The sequence below is a fragment of the Nonomuraea zeae genome, from assembly GCF_005889725.1.
GTDB classification, from domain to species: domain Bacteria; phylum Actinomycetota; class Actinomycetes; order Streptosporangiales; family Streptosporangiaceae; genus Nonomuraea; species Nonomuraea zeae.
In genome coordinates, this window is record NZ_VCKX01000161.1 from 1 (window position 1) to 20,753 (window position 20,753).

The following is a 20,753-nucleotide window of genomic DNA, read 5'->3' on the forward strand; positions in this document are numbered from 1 at the left end:
GTTCGAGGAGGCGGACGCGGCGGCGCTGCCCGAGCTGGCCGCCTGCCTGGCGGTCGGCGTCGCGGGCGCCGTCAGGGCCGCGGCCTCCACGAGCCGGGACGTGGCCCACCGCCTGCACCAGCTCGCCGCCTGGCTGGAAGCGCACGACCGGCCGCGCGAGGCGCTCGTCCCCGCGACCGAAGCCGTCGTCCGGCTGCGCGGCCTGGCCGGCGAGGAGCCCGGCTTGCGGCACATGCTGGCCGAAGCCGCCGCCCTGCTGGCCAGGCTGCACGACCGGCTGGACGACCTGGACGCCGCCGTACGCTCCGCCGCGGAGGCCGTACGGCACCTGCGGGCCCTGGTCACGCTGGAGCCCGACGAGCACCGCCCCGAGCTGGCCGGACAGCTGCTCCACCAGGGCGAGCTGCTGCTGGTCGACGACCGGCCGGAGGAGGCGCTCGGCCCGCTCCAGGAGGCCGGGTGCGTGGCGGCGGACGGCGACACGGCGACGCAGGCGAGGGCCAGGCGGCTGCTCGGCCTGTGCCTGGCCGAGCTGGGCCGGACCGCCGACGGCGTGGCGCAACTGGAGCTCGCCGCCGAGCTGTACGACGTGCTGGACGCGGCGGACGGCGCCTACCTGCGCGAACGGTCCGAGGTGCGAGCCGGACTGGGCCGGTTGCGCGCGGCGTCGGCCGCCGAGCGCGGGCAGGAGCCGCCCTGGCTGCTGGCACTGGTCGCCGCCCGATCCGAACAGGCCGTCGCCAGAGCCGAGGAGTTGCTGGCCGAGCACAGGAAGGCCGTCGAGAGCACGGGCACGCCGGAGCCGGAGGAGATCCACGCCTGCCTGTCCGCCCAGACCGTGCTCGCCCGCGCGTGGGCGGACTCGGGGCGGGCGGGGGACGGGTTCGTGCTGGCGACGCAGGCCGCCGAGCTGCTCCAGCGGCACTCCGTACCGGAGCGGTTGCACGCGATCGCCGAGGGCATGGTCGCGGCGGCGCTCGGGCGGACGCTGGTCGCGCTCGGCCGCGACGGGGAGGCTCTGCCGCACCTGAGCACCGCCATCGAGTCCTACGAGCCGCAGATCAGCACGAACCTCGCGTTCCGCACCGAGCTGGGCGAGCTGCGGATCCTGGAGACCGTCGCGCTGTCCCGCACCGCCTCCCCGTCCGACGCGGAGGCCGCCGCCGGTCGGCTGGTCGAGCTGTACACGGGGCTGGTGGGAGAGCGGCTCGAATCGCCGCGGGCGCTCGCCGGGGCGCTGCGGCTCCAGGCCGGGATCCGCTTCACCAGAGGGGACGTGCCAGGCGCGCTCCAAGCGGTCACCCAGGCGCTCGACCTCCTGCCGGCCGCGCCGAGCGCCCGGGACGACCTGCTCACCGCCACCTGCCTGGAGCTCAGCGGCCTGTGCCTGGCCGAGCTGCACGACAACGCCGAGCCGCACAGCGACGGTGGCGGGTCGCGTGGCAGGGACCTGGCCGCGACGAGACTGGCCGAGGGCACGGCGCTCCTGGTGCGGCACGGCCCCCCGCCGCCCGATCTCATCGACGTCCATTCGATGGCGCTGATCCGGCTGGCCAGGATGCGGGTGGCGGAGGAGGGACCCGCGGCCGGGATCGGCCTGCACGCCCGGATCCTCGAAATGCGGCCGCTGCCCGGGCCGGACGTGCTCCGTTCCCTCATCGAGGAGCTCTCCCGGTTTCTCGGCGAGCTGGCCGGCGCGGAGGACGCCGGGCGGCTGCTGCTGCCCTCGCTCGGCGGGTTCGGGCAGGCGCTGGAGCAGGGGGCGCCGCCGAGCGGGCATCCCGAGGTGCACGACGAGTACGGCCGGTGCCTGGCGCGGTTCGCCGCCGCCGCGGAGCGGGCGGGTGACGGCGAGAGCGCGGTCCTGGCCGCCGAGCTGACCGTCCGGGTGTACGAAGGGCTCGCCGCCGTCTCGGGCTCGGGCTCCTACCGGCGCGACCTCGGCCGGGCCCTGGCGGCACTGGCGACCCTGACGACGCTGACGGCCCTGACAACGCTGACGGCGCAAACCCGGCTCGATCACGACCCCATGAACACGACGGAGCAGTCCGCCGCGAACACGACGGAGCGGCCCGCCGGCACCCTCGCGGCAGCCGAGCGGCCCGACGACGGCCTGGCCGTGCTGGAGCGGGCCGTCGACCTGCTCGGCCGGGAGCCGGACGACGCCGGGCCGCTGGCCGCCACCCTCAACCGGTACGCCGTCAAGCTGCTCGAACACGGCCGTCCCGTCGAGGCCCTGGCCCACTGCGAGCGGGCCGCCGATCTGTGCGACGAGCTGGACGACCCCGCGACCGCCGCCGTCACCTACGCCCGGCTCGGCTCCAGCCTGGCCATGCTCGACCGCCCGCAGGCCGCCCTGGAGGCGATCACCTGGTCGCTGGCCGAGCTCGACCGGGCCGAGGAGGAGACGGGACGGGAGCTGCCGGACGTACGGGCCCAGGCGATCCAGGTGCGCGGGCGGGTGCTGCGGGCGTTCGGCCGGAAGCAGGAGGCGCTGGCGCATCTCGTGGAGGCGTTCGGCCTGTTCAGCCGGCTGCCCGACCCGCCGGCGGCGGCCGAGACCGCCGCGATGATCGCCGACGATCTCCTGGCGGCCGGGCGGGCGGCGGAGGCCGCCGAGTACGCCGGGATCGCGGCGGACGGGCACCCGCGGGGCACGCTCAAGCACGCGCTGGCCACCCAGCGGCTGGCCAGGTGCCACATGATGCTGGGCGCGCTGGACTCCGCGAACGCGCTGGTCGAGGGCCTGATCCCGGTGGCCAGGCGGTCGCCGGGCGATCTCACGTACCGGGCGATCCTGGCTGACTCGCTGGCGCAGAGCTCCGAGCTGCTGCCCCTGCTGCGGCTGGACGGCGGCACGGAGGCCGAGGCCAGGGCGCGGGAGGCGATCGCGATCTACGACGAGCTGCTGACCACGGGCATGAACACGCACGCCCTGCACACCAGCCGGGCCGGCGCCTGCCTCACGCTGGCCGCCGCGCTCAGGATGCGGGACCTGGCGGCGGAGGCCGTCCAGCCGCTGCGGGAGGCGGTGGCGGCGCTGGAGCGGTTCGCGCCGGACGGTGACCCGCTGCTCGGCGGGCTGCTGTCCAGGGCGATGCTCATGCTGGGCGACGCGCTCATGGAGGCGGGCCGGGGGCTGGAGGCCGGGCTCGTCTTCCATCGCGGCACGCAGGTGACGCGGGACGAGCTGTCCAGGGCCGTGGCGCACGCCCGGCTCGGCTTCTGCCAGCAGGAGCTGGGCCGGGACGACGCCGCCGACGCCGCGCTGCGGGTCTCCGCCGGGCTGCTGCGGGACCTCGTCGGAGCGGGCAGGCAGGACGGCGCGGGCACGGAGCAGGGCGACGAGCTCGGCGCGCTGCTCCGCGACGTGCTGCACGGCCGGCTGCGGCTGCTGGAGAAGGCCGGGGCGAGCGAGGAGCGCAGGGCCGTCGAGGACGAGCTCCGGCGCCTCACGACCCGCTGAGCCGTCAGCGGGCCGCCCGGCGTCCTCTAGCCCCTAGGAGTCGCTCGACTCCACCGTTTCGCGGGCCCAGCGGTAGTCGGCCTTGCCCGCGGGCGAGCGCACCATCTCCGCCACGAACGCGTACGAACGAGGCACCTTGTACCCCGACAGCAGCCTCCGGCAGTGCGCGTCCAGTTCCTCGGCCGTGACCTCGACGCCCTCGCGCGGCTCCACCACGGCCGCCACCCGGCTCCCCCACCGGTCGTCGGGCACCCCGGTCACCACCGCGTCGAACACCGAGGGATGCCCCTTGAGCACCGCCTCGACCTCCTCGGGGAAGACCTTCTCCCCACCGGTGTTGATGCACTGCGAGCCTCTGCCGAACACGTTCACGGTCCCGTCGGCGTCCACGGTCGCGAGGTCGCCGGTCAGCAGCCAGCGGGTGCCGCCCTCGTCGGTGACGAACGTGCGGGCGGTCTTCTCCGGGTCGTTGTAGTAGCCGAACGCGACCCGCCCCGACCTCGCGACCGTCCCCATCTGGCCGGAGCCGGGCGTCACGGGGCGGCCCTGCTCGTCCAGCACTGCCAGATTGACCACGGAGTTCGGCTGGTAGCGCAGGCCCTTCTCCGGCGAGGAGCCGGCCACGCCCGATGCGGTGTAGCCGGACTCCGTGGAGCCGAAGTTGTCGAGGATCATCACGTTGGGCAGCAGCTCCTGGAGGCGGTCGCGGACCGCGCCGGACAGGATCGCGCCGGTCGAGCTGACCACGAAGAGCGAGGAGACGTCGTAGCCGCCGCCCTCCAGCGCATCGGCCAGGGGCCTGGCCATGGCGTCGCCGGTGATGTTCATGGTGAAGACGCGCTCGCGCTCGACCGTCCGCCACACCTCCGCGGCGTCGAACTTGCGCACGTACACGATGGTCGCGCCCATCCACCAGGTGATGAACGTGGCCATCTGCGCCGCGCCGTGCATCAGCGGCGGCGCGGCCATCATGACCATGGGGCCGGCCTTGACCGCCTCGTCGATGACCTCCTGCGGGGTGGCGCGCGGCTCGCCGTAGGGGTTGCCGCCGCCGAAGCCCATGAACAGGTCCTCGACGTGCCACATCGCGCCCTTCGGCATGCCGGTGGTGCCGCCGGTGTAGATGATGTACACGTCCTGTCCCGAGCGCGGCGGGAAGCCGCGTTCGGGCTTGCCCCGCTCAAGGGCCGTCTCGTACGGCACCGCCGACGCGATCGACGACGCCCCGCCCACCGAGACCAGATGGTCCAGCAGCGGCGCCTGGTGCACGACGGCGGCCACCCGCGCGTCGAACTCCACGTCGTAGACCAGGGCTCTGATGTCGGAGTCCTGGTACAGGTAGAGCAGCTCGGCCTCGACGTAGCGGTAGTTGACGTTGATCGGCACCGCTCTGATCTTCAGCGCGGCGAGCAGGCCCACGACGTACTCGACACCGTTGTAGAGGTGCAGCCCGACGTGCTGTCCCGGCTGCACCCCGAGGTCCATGAGGTAGTGGGCGAGCCGGTTCGACTCGACGTCCAGCTCGGCGTAGGTGCGGCGCTCGTCGCCGCACACCATGGCCGTCCTGTCCCCGATCGCGTCCGCGAGCCCTTCGAACAAGTCAGCGTGGTTGAACTCCATCAGAGTTTCTCCCGTCCGACGATCCACATCGCGAAGAACTGGGCTCCCCCGCCATAGGCGTGGCCGAGCGCCGTACGGGCGCCGTCCACCTGGTGCTCGCCCGCCATCCCGCGCACCTGGAGCGCGGCCTCGGCGAACCTGATCAATCCGGAGGCCCCGATCGGGTTGCTCGACAGCACGCCGCCCGAGGCGTTCCACGGGATGTCACCGTCGAGCGCCGTGGCGCCGGACTCGGTGAGCTTCCATCCCTCCCCTTCTGCCGCGAACCCCAGGTTCTCCAGCCACATCGGCTCGTACCAGGAGAACGGCACGTACACCTCGGCCACGTCGATCTGCCGCCTCGGGTCGGCGATCCCGGCCTGGCGGTAGACGTCGGCCGCGCAGTCCTTGCCCGCCAGCGGGCTGACCGCGTCGCGCCCGGCGCGGAAGATCGGCTCCGAGCGCATGGCGGTCCCGTGCACCCAGGCGGGGGTGCCGGTGACCGCGGACTCCGACGACAGGACCATCGCGCACGCGCCGTCGCTGGACGGGCAGGTCTCCAGGTAGCGGATCGGCTCCCACAGCATCGGCGTGGACTCCACCATCCGCTGGTCGATGCCGGGGATCTTGAGGTGCGCGTAGGGGTTCTTGAGCGCGTTCTGCCGGTCCTTGACCGCCACCAGCGAGCCGATATGTCCGGGCGCGCCCGACCTGCGCATGTACTCGCGGATGTGCGGCGCGAAGTAGCCGCCCGCGCCCACCACCAGCGACGCGCTGAACGGCAGGTGCGTGGACAGCGCCCAGGTGGCGTTGGACTCCGACTGCTTCTCGAACGCCACCACCAGCACCCGCTCGTGCACCCCGCCCTGGATGAGGCTGGCGCCGACCAGCGCCGTGGAGCCGCCGACGCTGCCCGCGGTGTGCACGCGCATCATCGGCTTGCCCGCCGCGCCGAGCGCGTCGGCCAGGTACGCCTCCGGCATCATCACGCCCTCGAACAGGTCCGGTGCCTTGCCGACGACCACGGCGTCGATGTCCTTGAACGTGAGCCCCGCGTCCTCCAGCGCCCGCAGCGCCGCCTCGCGGACCAGCCCGGCGATCGACACGTCCCTGCGCTTGGTCGTGTAGTACGTCTGGCCGACGCCGATGACCGCACACCGGTTGCCCATCTCAAGCCTCCAGGACTGTGACGAGGTTGTGCTGCAGGCAGGGGCCTCCGGCGGCGTGCGCGACCGTCCGGGCCGCGGCGCCGTCGTAGATGCGCCGCGCCGCCTCGCCGATGCGGATGAGGCCGGTGGCCATGACGGGGTTGGCGGCCAGCGGGCCGCCCGAGGGGTTGATCACCGTGTCGCCGCGCAGCTCCAGCGCCTCGCGCAGGATGATCTCCTCGTGCGGGAACTGGGCGTGCAGCTCGGCGACCTCGACCGGACCCTTGCCGACCCCCGCGGCACGTGCGGCGTCGGCCGCGGAGGCCGAGCGGGCGAGGTCCCGCATGCCCAGGTAGTGGGGCTCGATGCGGTGCGCGATGCCCCTGATATAGGCGGGATTCGGCGTCAGCCGCCCGGCCAGGTCTCCGGCCGCCAGCACGATGGCGGCCGCGCCGTCCGTGATGGGCGGCACGTCCGTCTTCAGCAGGGGTTGCACGGCGAAGTCCGCGCCGTCCGGGTCGGGCAGGTCGAGCGCGTACGGGTTGCTTCGCCCGTCGGCCCGGCTGCGCCGGACGATCTCGTCGAGCTCCTTCCGGTCCGCGCCTACCGCGCTGGCCTGGAGCGCGGCGTAGGAGAGCTGGTCGAGGCCGAGCGGGGCCAGGTAGTACGGATCGAGCTGGAGCGTCATGATCTTGTTCAGGTCGCCCAGCGACGACTTGCCGAAGCCGTAGACCAGGGCCGAGTCGATGTCGCCGTGCTGGAGGCGTACCCAGGCCTCGTAGAGCGCCCAGGCGCCGTCCATCTCCACGTGGCTCTCCGAGATGGGCGGCCAGGCGGCCAGCGCGTCCAGGGCGGAGACGAACGAGAAGGGCGCGCCCGCCAGGTAGTCGCAGCTCCCCGAGCAGGTGAAGCCGAAGCGCTTGAGCCCGGTGCGCTCCTTGACCTCGTTGATCACCGGCAGGATCAGCTCGGGCTCGGTCAGCCCGGTGTCGTGATCGGTGTGCCGCGTCTGCGCGAACGCGACGATCGCCACGTCTCTCATGACAGCTCCACGTCTGGCTCGCCGGTGGGGGCGAACCAGCGGATGTTCGCCATGGACGCCGTGCGCTCGCTCTCCGGCACCCAGACCGCCTTGACCCGCATGCCCTGGCGCACCTCGTGCGCGGGCACGCCGCCGATCAGCGCGATCATGGGGATGTCGGCCTCGTCCAGCAGGATGTACGCCGACACGAACGGCACCTCGGGGGCGCGCGGGTCGGGCAGGTTGTTGATGGCGAACGTGGTGATCGTCCCGGTGTCGGGCAGTTCGAGGGTGTCCCCGATGGCGCTGCCGCATTCCGGGCACGACATGCGGTAGGGCACGTACACCTTGTCGCAGGTCTCGCACCGGCCGCCGAGGAAGACGCCGCGCGCGACGCCTCCGAGGAAGACCCGCAGCGCGCCGCCCGCCTGGAGGCGGTATTCGGCGCGCACGGTGGAGACGATCTTCGTGACCTCGGGGGCGAAGTGGGAGATGTCGGTGATGTGGCCGGTGGGCCGGTCGCGCCAGACCGGCCAGACGCGCAGCCCTGCCCGCAGCAGCTTGGGATTGTCCGTGTCCACGGCGTGCACCAGGGCGGTGTCCGCGCCGTCCAGCTGGATCGTGGCCCAGGCGAAGGGACGGTCGAGCGGGTGGCCGTCGATCGGCTCCTGGACATAGGCCCACGTCGTGACGGTGCCGGCCGGGCCGACCTCGACGTACTCGCCGGTCACCGGCTCGCCGGTCGCGGGGTCGTACTCGAGGGGCGGCACGAGCACCCGGCCCTCGGCGGTCCGCACGCCGACGATGCGCCGGCCGCGTAACTCGCTCAGGAAGCGGCCGATCACCGGGCCCGTGGTGCGCGTGTAGCCGCCGGGGAACTCCAGGACGTGCTGAGCTACCAGCGGGTCAGATGGCACGGTCGTGTCCCTCCCAGTACGGATCGCGGAGTTTGCGCTTGAGCAGCTTGCCGTTGGGCTCTCGGGGCATCTCGGCGATGAAGTCGACCGTCTTGGGCCACTTCATCTTGGCCAGGCGGCCCTCCAGCGAGGCGAGCAGCTCGGCCGCCAGCTCGGGGCCCGGCTGCGCCCCGGGTGCGGGCTCGACGACGGCCTTGATCTGCTCGCCCCACTCCTCGTCCGGGATGCCGAACACGGCCACGTCCGCCACCTTCGGGTGGATCATGAGCTCGTTCTCGATCTCGGCGGGGTAGATGTTCGCTCCTCCGGAGATGATCATGTCGGCCTTGCGGTCGCAGAGGTAGAGGAAGCCGTCCTCGTCCAGATATCCGATGTCCCCTACGGTGAAGTAGTCCTTGAGCCGGTTCGCTGCGGTCTTGGCGGGGTCGCCCTTGTACTCGAACGGGACGCCCATCATCTTCATGTAGATCGTGCCTGGCGTGCCTGTCGCTACGGGCTCGCCCTGCTCGTCCGCTATCAGCAGCTCGCTGATCGGCCAGGCGGAGCCGACCGTGCCGGGGTGTGACTTCCAGCCCTCCGGCGTGGCCAGGGTGCCGCCGCCCTCGGTGGCCGCGTAGTACTCGTACACGCAGTCGCCCCACCACTCGAACATGGCCCACTTCACCGGGACCGGGCAGGGGGCGGCGGCGTGGATCATCCACGTGAGCGAGGACAGGTCGTAGCGCGCGCGGGTCTGCTCCGGCAGCGCGAGCAGGCGCTTGAAGTGCGTCGGGACCATGTGGGAGCTCGTGACGCGGTGGCGCTCGCAGAGCCGCAGCATCTCCTCGGCGTCCCATCTGTCCATGTAGACGAGCGTGTGGCCCATGTGCAGGGCCGTGCCGCCGAACTGGGTCACCGCCGTGTGGTAGCTCGGGGAGGTGACGAGGTGGGCGTTGGGGCGGCCCGGGGTGATGCCGAACAGCCCGAGGAGGAAGGTCATCAGCTCGGCGGCGTCGTCCGGGTCCAGGCCGTTCAGCTGGCGTCTGACGCCTTTGGGCTTGCCCGTCGTACCGGAGGTGTAGTGCATGGTGGCGCCGGCGGTGCGGTCGGGGGGCAGGCTGTCGGGCTGCCCGTCGGTCAGCTCCGTCACCGGGCGGAACCCGGCCGCCGTGCCGTCGCCCGGGTCGTCCCCCAGCAGGAAGCGGCGGCCGGGCTCGATGGCCTCGGCGCCGATGGCTCCCTCCTTGAGGTGGCGCGGATGGACGAAGAACGCCTGGGCCTCGCTGTCGGAGACGATGTAGGCGATCTCGGGGCCGGTGAGGTGCCAGTTGACCGGGGTGTAGTACCAGCCGGCCTGAAGGGCGGCCAGGTAGAGCACCAGGCCGTCGGCGCCGTTCGGAGCCAGCCCGCAGACGCCGTCACCGGCTTTGAGCCCCAGCTCGCGCAGCCCGTGCACGAGGCGGTTCGACCGGGCCAGCAGGTCGCCGGCGCGGTGCTGCGTACCGTCGGGGTCCACGACCGCGATCCACTCGGGATCCGCCTGCGCCAGCCTCCAGAAACCGAGCGTCCCCATCTGATCTCCCTGTCTATGGCCGAACTTCGTTCGGCGGGCTCGGTCGCCCTACGCCGCCGTCTTCCCCCGCTCTGGTCCCTCCGCTCCCGCCACTCCTCCAGACGACGGCACTGCCGCACCCATGGCCTCCACTCCGTGAAGGCGGGCTCGGTCGCCTCACGCCGCCGTCTTCCTCCCGCTCTGGTCGCTGCGCTCCCGCCGCTCCTCCCAGACGACGGCACTCCCTCGCCAAATCACGTGAGGCAGCTCGTCTTGCAGAGAGAGAAAATAGGAACCTGTTCTTGTTTGTTGGTGGGAGCGTATCCTGGGGCCGAAGTTCGTAGCAAGCGCTTGATTAACTGACTTCGGAGGCATACGTGGAGCTCCTGCCGATCAGCACGCCGCACTGCCGGATCGAACGCGACGGCCACGTCCTGACCGTCACCATGAACCGGCCCGAGGCCCGCAACGCGCTGTCCTCGGACATGCTGATCGGCCTGGCCTCGGCATGGGCGTACGCGTCCGCCGAGCCCGGGATCCGGGTCGCGATCCTCACCGGCGCCGAGGGCACCTTCTGCTCCGGCGCCGACCTCAAGGCCATGGGCCAGCCGTCGACGGACCCGGCGGTCCAGGCGAGGGCCGCGCAGATCCCCAACTTCCACTGGAAGGGCCTGTTGCGGGAGGACCTGCCGACCAAGCCGATCATCTGCGCGGTCGAGGGCTACGCGGTGGCCGGCGGCACGGAGCTGCTGGTGGGCACCGACCTGCGGGTGGTGGCCGAGTCGGCCACGCTGGGCCTGTTCGAGGCCAAGCGCGCGCTGTTCCCCATGGGCGGCAGCGCCGTCCGGCTGCCCAGGCAGATCCCGTACTGCCACGCCATGGACCTGCTGCTCACCGGCCGCCCGATCACGGCGGCGGAGGCGCTGTCGATGGGGCTGGTCAACCGGGTGGTCCCGGACGGCCAGGCGCTGGCGGTGGCCCGCGAGCTGGCGGCGGACGTGGCCGCGTCGGGGCCGCTGGCGGTGCAGGCCATCCTGCGCACCTACCGCGACACCCTCGGCCTGCCGGAGCCCGAGGCGCTCAAGGTCTCGGACGACCTCGGGTGGCCGGTGATCGGCTCGGAGGACGCCAAGGAAGGCACCAGGGCCTTCCGCGAGAAGCGCCCTCCGACCTACCAGGCCCACTGAAGCACGCTGGACCCCGGCGGGCGGCCCCGCCCGCCGGGAGGTCAGTCGGCGGTGATGCGGTCCAGCCGTTCGAGGGCCTCGGCGTACTCCTCCAGCAGCCCGAAGACCACGTCCTTGGTCGAGCGGACCTGGTTGGTGATGCCGATGATCTGCCCGGCCGGGAACGTGGCCAGCTCCGAGACGTCGGACCGCCCGATCCGCCGCAGCGCGTCCGACACCAGCATGAACTGCATCGGCATCGGCAGCGTCCCCGGCGACTCCGCGGACTCCCACGCCTCCGTCCACTCGTTCCTGAGCAGGCGGGCGGGCTTGCCCGTCCAGCTCCGCGAGCGCACGGTGTCCCTGGAGGTGGCCTCCAGGATGCGGCGCTTGGCCATCTCCGGGGTGTCGGCCTCCTCGACCGTGAGCCACAGGGAGCCCGTCCAGACGCCTTCCGCGCCGAGCGCCATCCCCGCCGCCATCTGACGGCCGTTGCCGATCCCGCCCGCGGCCAGCACGGGCACGTCCACGGCGTCCACCACCTGCGGGATCAGCACCATGGTGGAGATCTCGCCGGTGTGGCCGCCGGCCTCGGTGCCCTGGGCGACGACCACATCCACCCCGACCTCCACCTGCTTGAGCGCGTGGCGGGGGGTGGAGGCGAGCGCGGCCACCTTGACTCCGTGGGCGTGGGCGAGGTCCACGACGTCGGCGGGCGGCGGGCCCAGCGCGTTGGCGAGCAGCGCGATGGGATGGCGCAGGGCCACCTCCACCTGCGGCCTGGCCGTGGCGTCCGTCCAGCCGAGCAGCACCCGGCCGTGATCCGCGTCCGAGGACAGCGGCGGCACGCCGTGCTTGGCGAGCAGGTCCTCGACGAAGGCGCGGTGCCCGTCCGGGATCATCGACTGCAGGCGGCCGACGAGCTCCTCGGGCGCGAAGTCCGCGCCCTCGTACGAGGCCGGCATGACGACGTCCACCCCGTACGGCTTGCCGTCCACGTGGTCGTCGATCCACTTGAGCTCCATCTCGAGCTCTTCTGGCGTGAAGTAGAGCGCCCCGAGGACCCCCATGCCACCCGCCCGGCTGACGGCGGCGACCACATCCCGGCAGTGGCTGAAGGCGAAGATCGGGAGCTCGATTCCGAACATGTCCGTGACACGTGTCCGCATGGCCCGACAATACGTCCGCCCATCAACAAACTGCAACGCGTTCTAGACTAGAACCTTTCGTCGGTACCGGTGAGTAACCTAGGACGATAACGTGTTCTAGTTCGGCGTTGAGACGCAATGAGAAAGGGCCCGCGACGCAAATGCGGGCCCCTGGAATCTCGACAGGTCACTCGGTGCGGCGGCCACGCCCCAGCAGGACGCCGGCCACCACCAGGACGACGCCCAGGATCAGCAGCACCAGCGGGATGATGTTGCGCAGCAGGTTGACGGTGCTCTTGCCGTCCTCGGCGTTCTTGACCAGGTCGTTCACGGTCTGCTCGGTCATCTTCGCGGTGGCGATGAAGGCCGCGGTGCGCTCGACGCCGTCCTGCGTCTTCAGTACCTCGTGCCGCTGCAGCTCCTGGCGGACCGGGGCGCCGGTGACCGGCTCGACCCAGAACGTCGTCTTGCCGTCGTACCAGCGGTCCACCTGCACGTCGCCGGTGGTGCCGGTGATGCCGAGCACGTTGGCGGGCGCGGTGCGGGTCTCGGTCTTGGTCGGCGGGACGTTCTGCTCGAAGACGTAGACGGGCAGGCCGTTGACGTTGTCCTCGCGGACGAACGTGGCGTCGAACGCCTTGCCCGCCGTGGCGTTGAACACCTTGTACGTCTTCTTCTCCACGCCGAACGGGAACTTGTAGATCTGCCCCTCAAGCGTGACCGGGGCCTTCTCGATGCTGGTCCCGCAGCAGTTCACGCCCGCGCCGGTGTAGCGGTTGAAGGCGCTGCGCCGCTCGGAGATGTCGATCTGCGGGCGGGAGTTCGTCACGTCGTTGACGACCGTGGCCTCGTCCCAGACCACCCGGTCGGAGTTGGCCTCCTTCACGTCCCCGCGCGTGGTGACGATGATGTCCAGGTCACCGGTGAGGACCTTCAGGTCCTGCAGCGAGAAGTACTGGGCGCCCTTGGCCTCCAGCCGGGAGATGCCGAACTGGTCCGCGGGCGCCGAGATGATCTGCTCGGCCGCCCAGAATTTCAGCAGCGGCGCCAACGCTATGAAGAAAGCGCCGAACCCGATGAGGACGAGCGTGGAGATACGACCCATCGAGGCCTCCGCATTAGTAGAACGTGTTGTCGTCTCGTGTGAGCGTCGAGCAACAAAGTATGACAGGGGGTGATGCGCGTCACTGGCGGCCTTACCACCGCAACCAAATCGATAGAAACAAGTTCTATCGTGGTTTCGCCCAGGAATACAGCCCGGGAGACCCTCGGGTGAGCAGCAGCGTGGAGGCAGGGATGAGGAGCAGGGACGCCGCCCTCGACGGCATCCGCGCGATCGCCGCTCTCGGGGTCTGGCTGCTGCACGTCGGCAGCAACACGGGCGTCATGTACCGCGAGGGCATGTACGCCTGGATGATGAGCCGGCTCGGCATCGCCGTGCCAATCTTCTTCCTCCTGTCGGGCCTGCTGTTGTACCGCCCGTGGGCACGCGCGGTGATCGAGGATACGCCACGTCCCCGCCCCGCGCGTTACCTGTGGCGCCGTTTGCTGCGCGTCATGCCCGTCTACTGGCTCGTGACCGGGCTGGCGCTGTGGGCGTGGAGCTCCTTCGACTGGACCGGCTGGGTGAAGTGGCTGCTGCTGGTGCAGAACTACTTCCCTGGCGATCCCACGCCGGACGGGCTCTACCAGATGTGGACGCTGCCCATCGAGATGTCGTTCTACGTGCTGCTGCCGCTGATGGCGTGGGCGCTGCACAAGTGGGCCCGGGCGGGCGCGAACAGGCCGGTCAGGCTGCTGGCCGGGATCGCGGTGCTGCCGGCGATCTCGGTGGCCGCAGTGGTCGTCGCGCGGACGTTCGAGCAGCCGCAGATAGCGCTGTGGCTGCCGTACCACCTGGTGTTCTTCGCCTGCGGCATGGCGATGGCGGTGCTGTCGGTCTGGATCGGGCACAGCAGGGTGATCGACTCGCTGGCGCCGCAGCTCCTGGTGCTGGCCCTGCTGCTGTACGCGGTGCTGAGCACGGGCCTGGCCGGGCCGCGCTCGCTGACGCTGCCCACCCTGTCGCAGTCGCTCTGGCGGGTGAGCCTGGAGGCCGCGGTGGCGGTGCTGCTGGTGGCGCCGTTCGCGCTGGCGTCCAGGCCCGACTCGCTCAGGCACCGCGTGATCGGCAATCCGGTGGCCGCCTATCTGGGCCGCGTGTCCTACAGCTTCTTCCTGTGGCACGCTCCGGTGATCACGTTGCAGCTCAAGCTCACCGGCGCCCAGCCGTTCTCCGCCGACTTCCCCAGCGTGGCGGTGGTGTCGTTCGTGGTGACCACGCTGCTGAGCGTGGGCAGCTACCACCTGGTGGAGTCGCCCGCGCTCAGGCTCAGCGCACGCCGGTCAGCACCTGCTCGGCCGCCGGGCGCTCCTGCTCCCGCGCCGGTCGCGCCGGCTCCGTGACGAGCTGCCCGAACAGCACGCCCATGGCCGCGCACGCGGCCAGTTGCGGCACCTGATCCAGCAACAGCGTCACGTCCACCCCGTGGCTCCTGAGCACCATGGCCGCCGCGAGGGACGCCGTGGCGCCGCCGAACGCGACGGCGGCCGCCCAGTGCGCGGGCCGCCGTCTGGCGCGCAGCAGGAGGGTCACCAGGACGGCGCCCAGCACCGCGACCATGCCCTGCCAGCCCGCGACCCAGCCGCCGAAGGCGAGGCCCACCACGACCGCGTAGGGCGCGCGCCAGCGCCTCGGGCGCGCGGCCCAGGCGGGGGCGGTCTCGCGCACGTGCTCGGGCCGCGGTCCGCGCAGCACGAGGGCGATCAGGACGATCAGCGCGATCCCGGCCAGTCCGCCGACGAGCGCGAACCAGTAGGCGCGGTCCGGCACGTACTCCAGCCGGGCGGTCCCCGACGTGCCCGCGGGCAGCTCCCAGCCCTGCTTCCAGCCATCGATCCGCACGGGTTTGAGGGTCTTCCCGGCGATCTGCGCCCGCCAGCCGGCGTTGTAGTTCTCGTTGACGACGAGGAAGGAGTCCTTGGGCGCGCTCACCTTGAGCTCGCGCTCCGACGGCGTCCAGACGCTCTGCACCACCGCGCCCTCCACGCCGCGCGGCTTGTCGGGGAGCGTGCCGATCACGAGGTTCTCCACCGCGAACGGCTCCCAGCCCGCGACCCGCACCCGGTTGTCGCCCTCGGCGACCTCCGCCTTCGAGCAGCCGAGTATCTGGACGGGCCGCTGTTCGAGCAGGTCGGCGTGGGTGCCGGCGACCTTGGTGCGGATCGTCTGCCCGTTCACCTGGATGGTGGGCCCGAGCCCGCACCCCAGCCTGAGCGGGATGTCGGCGGGCCGCCCCACCGGGTCGAGGCCCGGGACCACCAGCTCGGTCACCTGCAGCCGCTTGGAGAAGGGCGCGAAGCGGATCTTGAGCCTGGAGGTGGACATGGCCCTGAACGTGAGCAGGCCCCGCTCGTCGGCCCGGCCCGCCCTGACGACGCCGCCGTCGCCGGTCACGATCACGTCGAGCGGCTGTTTGTCGCCTCCGGGACGGCCGATCTGCAGCCGCGAGATCGTCTTCTTGCCCCTCCAGGCGAGCGTGAGCGTGGGCTCGGTGTCCTCGGCCTTGGGGATCCAGGTGGTGCTCGGGTCCCCGTCGAACGCCGACCTGGGCGAGACCACCGCGTCCTCGGTGAGCTGGGAGGAGCCGGTCACGCTGGTCAGACCCGCGCTCACGCGGGTGAACCGGTCGGACAGCTCGGCATCCCTCAGCACGGCCGATCCCCGCACGTTCGCGCTCGCGCCGGACCCGGCGTTGAACGTCCGGTCGAACCCGGTCTCCTCGCCCTGCTTGGCCAGCGCCAGCTCGTTGCAGATCCACCGGGTCTGGTTGCGCATGCACGCGGGCCGCTCGTCGAGCCCGCGGTCCATGACGAACACGTCGCCGCCCTTGCCGGGCAGGCGGATCGTACGGGCCGCCACGACCCCGGGGATGGACAGCTCGACGATGCCGACCCGCTGCCCGTAGCTCCACTCCGGGGACCCGGTCTTGACGATCTTGATCCGTACCCAGCTCGTCGGCCCGTCGGGGACGCGCAGCCGCTGCGGGTCCGTGGTGCGCCGGACGTCCTGCTCCAGGCTGCCGGACTCGGTCTCCACGGCCACCCGCCCGACCACCTGGCCGAGCAGCAGATCGGGGGCGAACATGACCTGGAGGTACGGGATCCGCATCGGCCCCGGCAGGTCCACGCGCAGCCACTCGCCCTGCGGGGCCTTGGTGCCGTCGCTCTCCCAGCCGGTGCCCGCGTTGCCGTCCATGGCCGCCCACGGGCTGCGGCCCGTGGTGCTGATCCCGGCGATCGCGTACGGATCGGCGACCGAGGAGGAGGCGCTGATGCCGGCGATGCCGCGGTACTCGGCGGTCGCGGTGTCCTCCAGCCAGCCGTCCTCCAGCAGGTCCAGCGCCCTGACTCCGGCGAAGTCGGGCTTCTTGTCGGCCGTGAGGGTGGGCGACCAGTTCGACCTGATCTCACCGAACGAGCGCTCGCGCAGCCGCAGCGCGTCGCTGACCACGGTCGGCGTCTCGCGGGTGCCGGCGTCGCCGTTGACCAGGACCGGGCCGTCGCCCAGCAGGCCGAGGTCGCCCATGGCGAGCAGGGAGTCGGGGCCGCCGCGCACGCTCAGCGCGTCGGCCACGGGCTGCACGGAGACCAGGTCCGAGCTGCCCGTCACCTCGTACAGGTCGAGCGCGGGGAAGGGCGCGTCCACCGAGTTGACCGCGTCGTCGGTCTCCTTGTCGCCGACGGGCTCGCCGAACGAGCGGGTCCGCTTGATGCCGGGCGACTCGCGCAGCGCCTCGAAGATCCGGGCGGGCCAGGCGCCCTGGAGGTTCTGCCTGATCAGGTCGTTCCTGACGAGCAGGTAGCGCACGCCCAGGCGGCGCAGCACGGCGGTCAGCCCCGGCGAGCCGTGTCCGGCGGTGAGCCGCTGGTCGATGGCGTCCAGCAGCCTGGTCAGGCCCACGGAGCCCGGGGGCGTGATCTGCCTGGTGGTCCAGCGGGCGCTGGACAGGGCCTGCATGGGCTCGTCCAGGGGGCGGCCCCAGACGTACTCGCCGAACTTGGCGCCGGGGACGATCAGCACGCCGTCGTCGCCGGCGTTCTCGTCGAGCCAGGCGGCCGCCTCCCGCCAGTGCGCGGGCACCTCCTCGAAGTCGCCGGGCGCCGCCAGGCCCTGGTTGAAGACCGGCAGCACCAGCGCGGCGAAGGCCACGACCGAGATCGTGCGCAGCGGCATCCTGGCCCTGACGAGCAGGTGGGCCAGCCCGAAGGCGAGCGCGAGGCGTACGAGGGGGTCGAACTTGCGCAGGTTGCGCAGCGGCGCGAGCGGGCCGTCGAGCAGCCAGCGCACCGGCTCGGCCACGATCGGCTCCAGCGCGCTCATGTGCCCCGCCACCAGCGCGGTCACGCCCACCAGGAACAGCAGCACCAGGAAGCCCTTGGCGGGCAGGTCGCGGCGGGCCAGCCCGGCCAGACCGAGCGCGGCCAGGAGGCCGGTGACCACGACCATGGCCGCGGAGGTGGCAATCGTGTAGCCGGGCGGCTGCTCGAAGACGCCGCTGAGCGGCAGGTAGCGCACCCAGTCGGAGGCGCCGCGCAGGACGTTCGTGAGCGAGGTGACCTGCGTGGTGGTCTCGGCGGTCTCGGTGTACGGCAGGAACGAGAACGCGTAGCGGCCGACCAGCAGCAGCGGCAGCCACCAGAACAGGGTCGCGGCCGAGACCGCGGCCGCCCACCAGCCGAACATGCGCCAGCGCGGCACCGGGCGCGGCCTCGTGAGGATGTAGAGGACCGGAGCGACGAGCACGGCCAGCACGGCGACCGCGTTCACGCCGCCGCACAGCGCCACGGCCAGCGCCGACCTGATGGCCGCCCGCGCCCGCTGGCCCGTCTCCGAGGCCGTGAGCAGCGGGATGAGGATCCACGGCAGCATCGCGGCGGGCAGCCACTCGATCGAGATCTCGCCCAGGATGGACAGCGTCCGCGGCGCCAGCGCGTACGCGAGCGCGGCCACGATCCTGGTGCCGGGGGTGCCGATGCCGAGCTGCCGGCCCAGCCGCTCGACCCCGAGGAAGGCCACGCACATGAGCAGCGTCAGCCAGAGCCGCTGCGTCACCCACGGCGCGACGCCCGCCAGGTCGCCCAGCGCGAAGAACGGGCCCATCGGGAAGATGTAGCCGGCAACCTGGTTCTGGAGCTGGCCGAAGTGCTGCAGGTCCCACAGGTGGGCGGCGCGCTCCAGCCAGCCGACCGGGTTGAGCGCGAGGTCCATCTTGGTGTCGGAGATGAGGTGACCCGGCTTCGTGGTGAACGCCAGCACGCCGAAGCCGAGGCAGCAGATCAGCAGCCAGAAGCGCTGCCGCGCCCGCTCCCCCATCGCCTGCCCGGTCGTCCGGCCGCTCGCCGGCCCCGCGCCGTCCACCCGTCCGGTGGCGGGCGCGTCCTGCGCGTCCTGCGCGGGCGGGGCGGGCGAGGCAGGCGGGACGATCTTGGGGCGGCCGGTGCCCGGGCGGCCCGCGACCAGCCGGTCGGTCGCCGGCTGGGTCGCCGTGCGGCCCGCCACCAGCCGATCCAACGGTGGCCGGCGGGTCACCGCGCCTCCCAGCCGGGCTCGACGTCATGGCCGAGCATCAGCGCGGTGAAACGGTCCGCGCTGCGGTCCCAGGAGAAACGGTCCGCCCATTCCCGACATTTCACGGTATAAGTGTGGTCCAGCTCGTCGAGTGCCGCGGCTATGCCCTTGGCCAGGTCCGTCCCCTCGGGCAGCAGCCAGCCCGTCTCGCCGGGCCGTACCGCGTCGCGCAGCCCGTCCACGTCGTACGCCACGGTCGGGACGCCGAGGGCGGCCGACTCCAGCACGCTCAGCCCCCAGCCCTCCCCCTGCGAGGCGCTCACGTGCAGCCACGCCTGGCCCACCAGCCGGGCCTTGTCCTCCTCGGACAGGTAGCCGTGCAGCGTGACGCCCTCGGGCAGCCGGGCCCGCAGCCGCGGCTCCTCCGGCCCCCTGCCGACGACGTCCACGCGCAGCTCGGGCCAGCGCTCCCTGAGCGACTCCACGGCGTCGAGCAGCAGGTCGACCCGCTTGTGCGCGACGAGCCTGCCCACGCAGACGAGCCGCGGCGCCGGGCTTCGCACGACCTCTCCGGGCTGAGCGACGCTCACCCCGTTCGGCACGATGTGCACCGTCCCGCGCCATCCGAGCCGCTCCCGCATGGCCTGCACGGTGGACGGCGATACGGCCACGCTCTCGTGCCGCCGGTAGCTCCACCGGGCCACCGGCCCTTCCAGGAAGCGCCCGAACGCCGCCAGCCACCCCGGCATGTGCACCCCGAACTGCCGGTCGTGCACGTGATGCATGACGCAGAACACCCTGGTGCCCCGCCGCACCACCCAGGGGGTGAAGAACGGGATCCCGTTCTGGCAGTCGAGCACCACGTCGAACCGGCCACGCCGGGCCAGCAGCCAGCAGAGGACCATCGGATAGACGGTGAAGACACCGCCCATCCGCACGATCCGCACATCCTGGACGGTGTCCTTGCCGCTCTGCCCCGGCGCCCGGGCGGTGACGAAGCACACCTCGTGGCCGGAGCGCGCGAAGCGGCGCGCCAGCTCCCAGGCGTACGTCTCGGCGCCGCCCGCCTGGGGATGCCAGGGGTCACGCCAGTTGACGACGGCGATCTTCACGGATATCCGACGGGGTCGAGCGGCGGCTCCCAGGCCGGGTGCGCGGCGGCGCGCGGCTGGGCGCGCAGCCGGAGCCAGATCCGCCCGAGCTCCAGCACGATGCCGAAGGTGTGCCTGGCGGGAGAGAAGCGCGAGCCCGGCACGTCGTGCCAGCGCACAGGGATCTCCTGGACCTCCGAGCCGTCCTCGACGCAGCGCGCGAGCAGCTCGACGTCGAAGGCGAAGCCGGGCGTGCGCAGCACGCTGGCGGCCTCGCGGGCCAGGACGCCGTCGAAGAACTTGAAGCCGCACTGGGTGTCGCTCACTCCGGGCACGAGCACGCCAGCGAGCGCGCGGAACCCGAAGGCGCCGAGCTCGCGGATCTTGCTGTGCCGGTTCTCCACCAGGGAGCCCCGGTGGCCCCTGGAGCCGATCACCACCCGCTCGCCGGACAGCAGCAGCCCGAAGGCCACGTCAACGGCGTCGAGGTCGGTGGCCATGTCGGCATCGCAGAAGCCGGTGAACGGCGCGCTGGTGGCGAGCAGCCCGGCGCGTACGGCGGCTCCCTTCCCTGGGATGTCGCAGCGGACGAGCCGGACGGGCACGGGGCCGTGCGGCCAGGTCTCGACGATCTCGGCCGTACGGTCGGTGCTGTTGTTGTCTACGACGATGACGGCAGTCGGGAACGGCATGCGGGCAAGCTTCGCGCACAGCTGCAGGAGCCCCCCGGGAAGTCGTCGTTCCTCGTTGTACGCGGGAATGACGATCTCAAGCAGTGGTGGTCGGCTCGTCCCCTCGTCCCCTCGCGGAGAGGGCGGCATGGCGGCTCTGGTTACCGGTCGCCGTAGTTGTAGAGCGGTTGGTTGACCGGGGTCGCGGTGGCACCGGTGAGGGAGACCGTGGTGACTGTCGCCACGAGGGCCGCCACGGCGACGCCGATGATCGCTGCTAAGAGGATCTTGATCACGGGGGTTCCTCCTGGAGCGGGCAATGGTGCGGGGCGTCCCCAAACTTAGAACCAATTCTTGCTACTCGGAAGTAGCTCTACGAAATCTT

14 protein-coding genes are annotated in these 20,753 nt (G+C 72.0%); 3 read left to right on the top strand and 11 right to left on the bottom strand.

The genetic code is table 11. The annotated features are described in order from the left end of the window. A partial coding sequence (locus tag ETD85_RS63575; RefSeq protein WP_170247068.1) for a hypothetical protein occupies positions 1 to 3,466 on the top strand: 3,466 nt, incomplete at its 5' end. A gap of 33 nt (positions 3,467 to 3,499) precedes the next feature. Here ETD85_RS63575 and ETD85_RS38210 read toward each other — a convergent pair. From ETD85_RS38210 to ETD85_RS38230, 5 genes are read right to left on the bottom strand one after another with little or no spacing between them, the layout of a single operon-like run. After that, the gene (locus ETD85_RS38210) at positions 3,500 to 5,086 is read right to left on the bottom strand and encodes an acyl-CoA synthetase (protein WP_138694710.1); all 1,587 of its coding nucleotides are present in this window, start codon (positions 5,084 to 5,086) and stop codon (positions 3,500 to 3,502) included. Continuing rightward, positions 5,086 to 6,234 carry a thiolase domain-containing protein gene (locus ETD85_RS38215; protein ID WP_138694711.1) on the bottom strand — a complete coding sequence of 383 codons (1,149 nt, stop codon included), beginning with the start codon at positions 6,232 to 6,234 and terminating at the stop codon, positions 5,086 to 5,088. Before ETD85_RS38215 ends, ETD85_RS38210 begins: the two co-directional genes overlap by 1 nt. 1 nt (position 6,235) lies before the next feature. Then, positions 6,236 to 7,255, bottom strand: coding sequence for a thiolase domain-containing protein (locus ETD85_RS38220; RefSeq protein ID WP_138694712.1), 1,020 nt, complete (start codon positions 7,253 to 7,255; stop codon positions 6,236 to 6,238). After that, entirely contained in the window at positions 7,252 to 8,151 is a 900-nt protein-coding gene (locus ETD85_RS38225; RefSeq protein ID WP_240779698.1) for a Zn-ribbon domain-containing OB-fold protein, read from the bottom strand. The genes ETD85_RS38220 and ETD85_RS38225 overlap by 4 nt, the downstream gene beginning before the upstream one ends. Next, complete coding sequence (locus tag ETD85_RS38230) at positions 8,141 to 9,703, bottom strand: acyl-CoA synthetase (RefSeq protein WP_138694713.1); 1,563 nt, start codon at positions 9,701 to 9,703, stop codon at positions 8,141 to 8,143. Before ETD85_RS38230 ends, ETD85_RS38225 begins: the two co-directional genes overlap by 11 nt. 356 nt (positions 9,704 to 10,059) lie before the next feature. Here ETD85_RS38230 and ETD85_RS38235 point away from each other — a divergent pair, with 356 nt between their 5' ends. Then, positions 10,060 to 10,869: a crotonase/enoyl-CoA hydratase family protein gene (locus ETD85_RS38235; RefSeq protein WP_138694714.1), complete on the top strand. Its 810-nt coding sequence runs from the start codon at positions 10,060 to 10,062 to the stop codon at positions 10,867 to 10,869. A 41-nt stretch (positions 10,870 to 10,910) separates the two neighbouring features. On the opposite strand, the gene ETD85_RS38240 is transcribed toward ETD85_RS38235, so the two are convergent. Beyond that, positions 10,911 to 12,017: an NAD(P)H-dependent flavin oxidoreductase gene (locus tag ETD85_RS38240; RefSeq protein WP_138694715.1), complete on the bottom strand. Its 1,107-nt coding sequence runs from the start codon at positions 12,015 to 12,017 to the stop codon at positions 10,911 to 10,913. Positions 12,018 to 12,183: 166 nt separating this feature from the next. Next, the gene (gene pgfA, locus ETD85_RS38245) at positions 12,184 to 13,101 is read right to left on the bottom strand and encodes a cell envelope lipid trafficking protein PgfA (RefSeq protein ID WP_138694716.1); all 918 of its coding nucleotides are present in this window, start codon (positions 13,099 to 13,101) and stop codon (positions 12,184 to 12,186) included. Positions 13,102 to 13,292: 191 nt separating this feature from the next. Here pgfA and ETD85_RS38250 point away from each other — a divergent pair, with 191 nt between their 5' ends. Next, positions 13,293 to 14,441, top strand: a complete 1,149-nt coding sequence (locus ETD85_RS38250; RefSeq protein ID WP_170247069.1) for an acyltransferase family protein — start codon at positions 13,293 to 13,295, stop codon at positions 14,439 to 14,441. On the opposite strand, the gene ETD85_RS38255 is transcribed toward ETD85_RS38250, so the two are convergent. The 4 genes from ETD85_RS38255 to ETD85_RS67015 are packed head-to-tail and all read right to left on the bottom strand — an operon-like array spanning position 14,368 to position 20,664. Next, positions 14,368 to 18,627, bottom strand: a complete 4,260-nt coding sequence (locus ETD85_RS38255) for an alpha-(1->3)-arabinofuranosyltransferase domain-containing protein (protein WP_138694718.1) — start codon at positions 18,625 to 18,627, stop codon at positions 14,368 to 14,370. The genes ETD85_RS38250 and ETD85_RS38255 overlap by 74 nt on opposite strands. Further along, a complete protein-coding gene (locus ETD85_RS38260; protein WP_138694719.1) occupies positions 18,624 to 19,718 on the bottom strand; it encodes a glycosyltransferase family 4 protein in 1,095 nt (364 codons plus the stop codon). Before ETD85_RS38260 ends, ETD85_RS38255 begins: the two co-directional genes overlap by 4 nt. Further along, positions 19,715 to 20,518 (bottom strand): glycosyltransferase, encoded by an 804-nt coding sequence (locus ETD85_RS38265; protein WP_138694720.1) that lies wholly within the window; start codon positions 20,516 to 20,518, stop codon positions 19,715 to 19,717. Before ETD85_RS38265 ends, ETD85_RS38260 begins: the two co-directional genes overlap by 4 nt. Before the next feature lie 11 nt (positions 20,519 to 20,529). Then, complete coding sequence (locus tag ETD85_RS67015) at positions 20,530 to 20,664, bottom strand: hypothetical protein (protein WP_276617307.1); 135 nt, start codon at positions 20,662 to 20,664, stop codon at positions 20,530 to 20,532. Between the last annotated feature and the right edge of the window lie 89 nt (positions 20,665 to 20,753).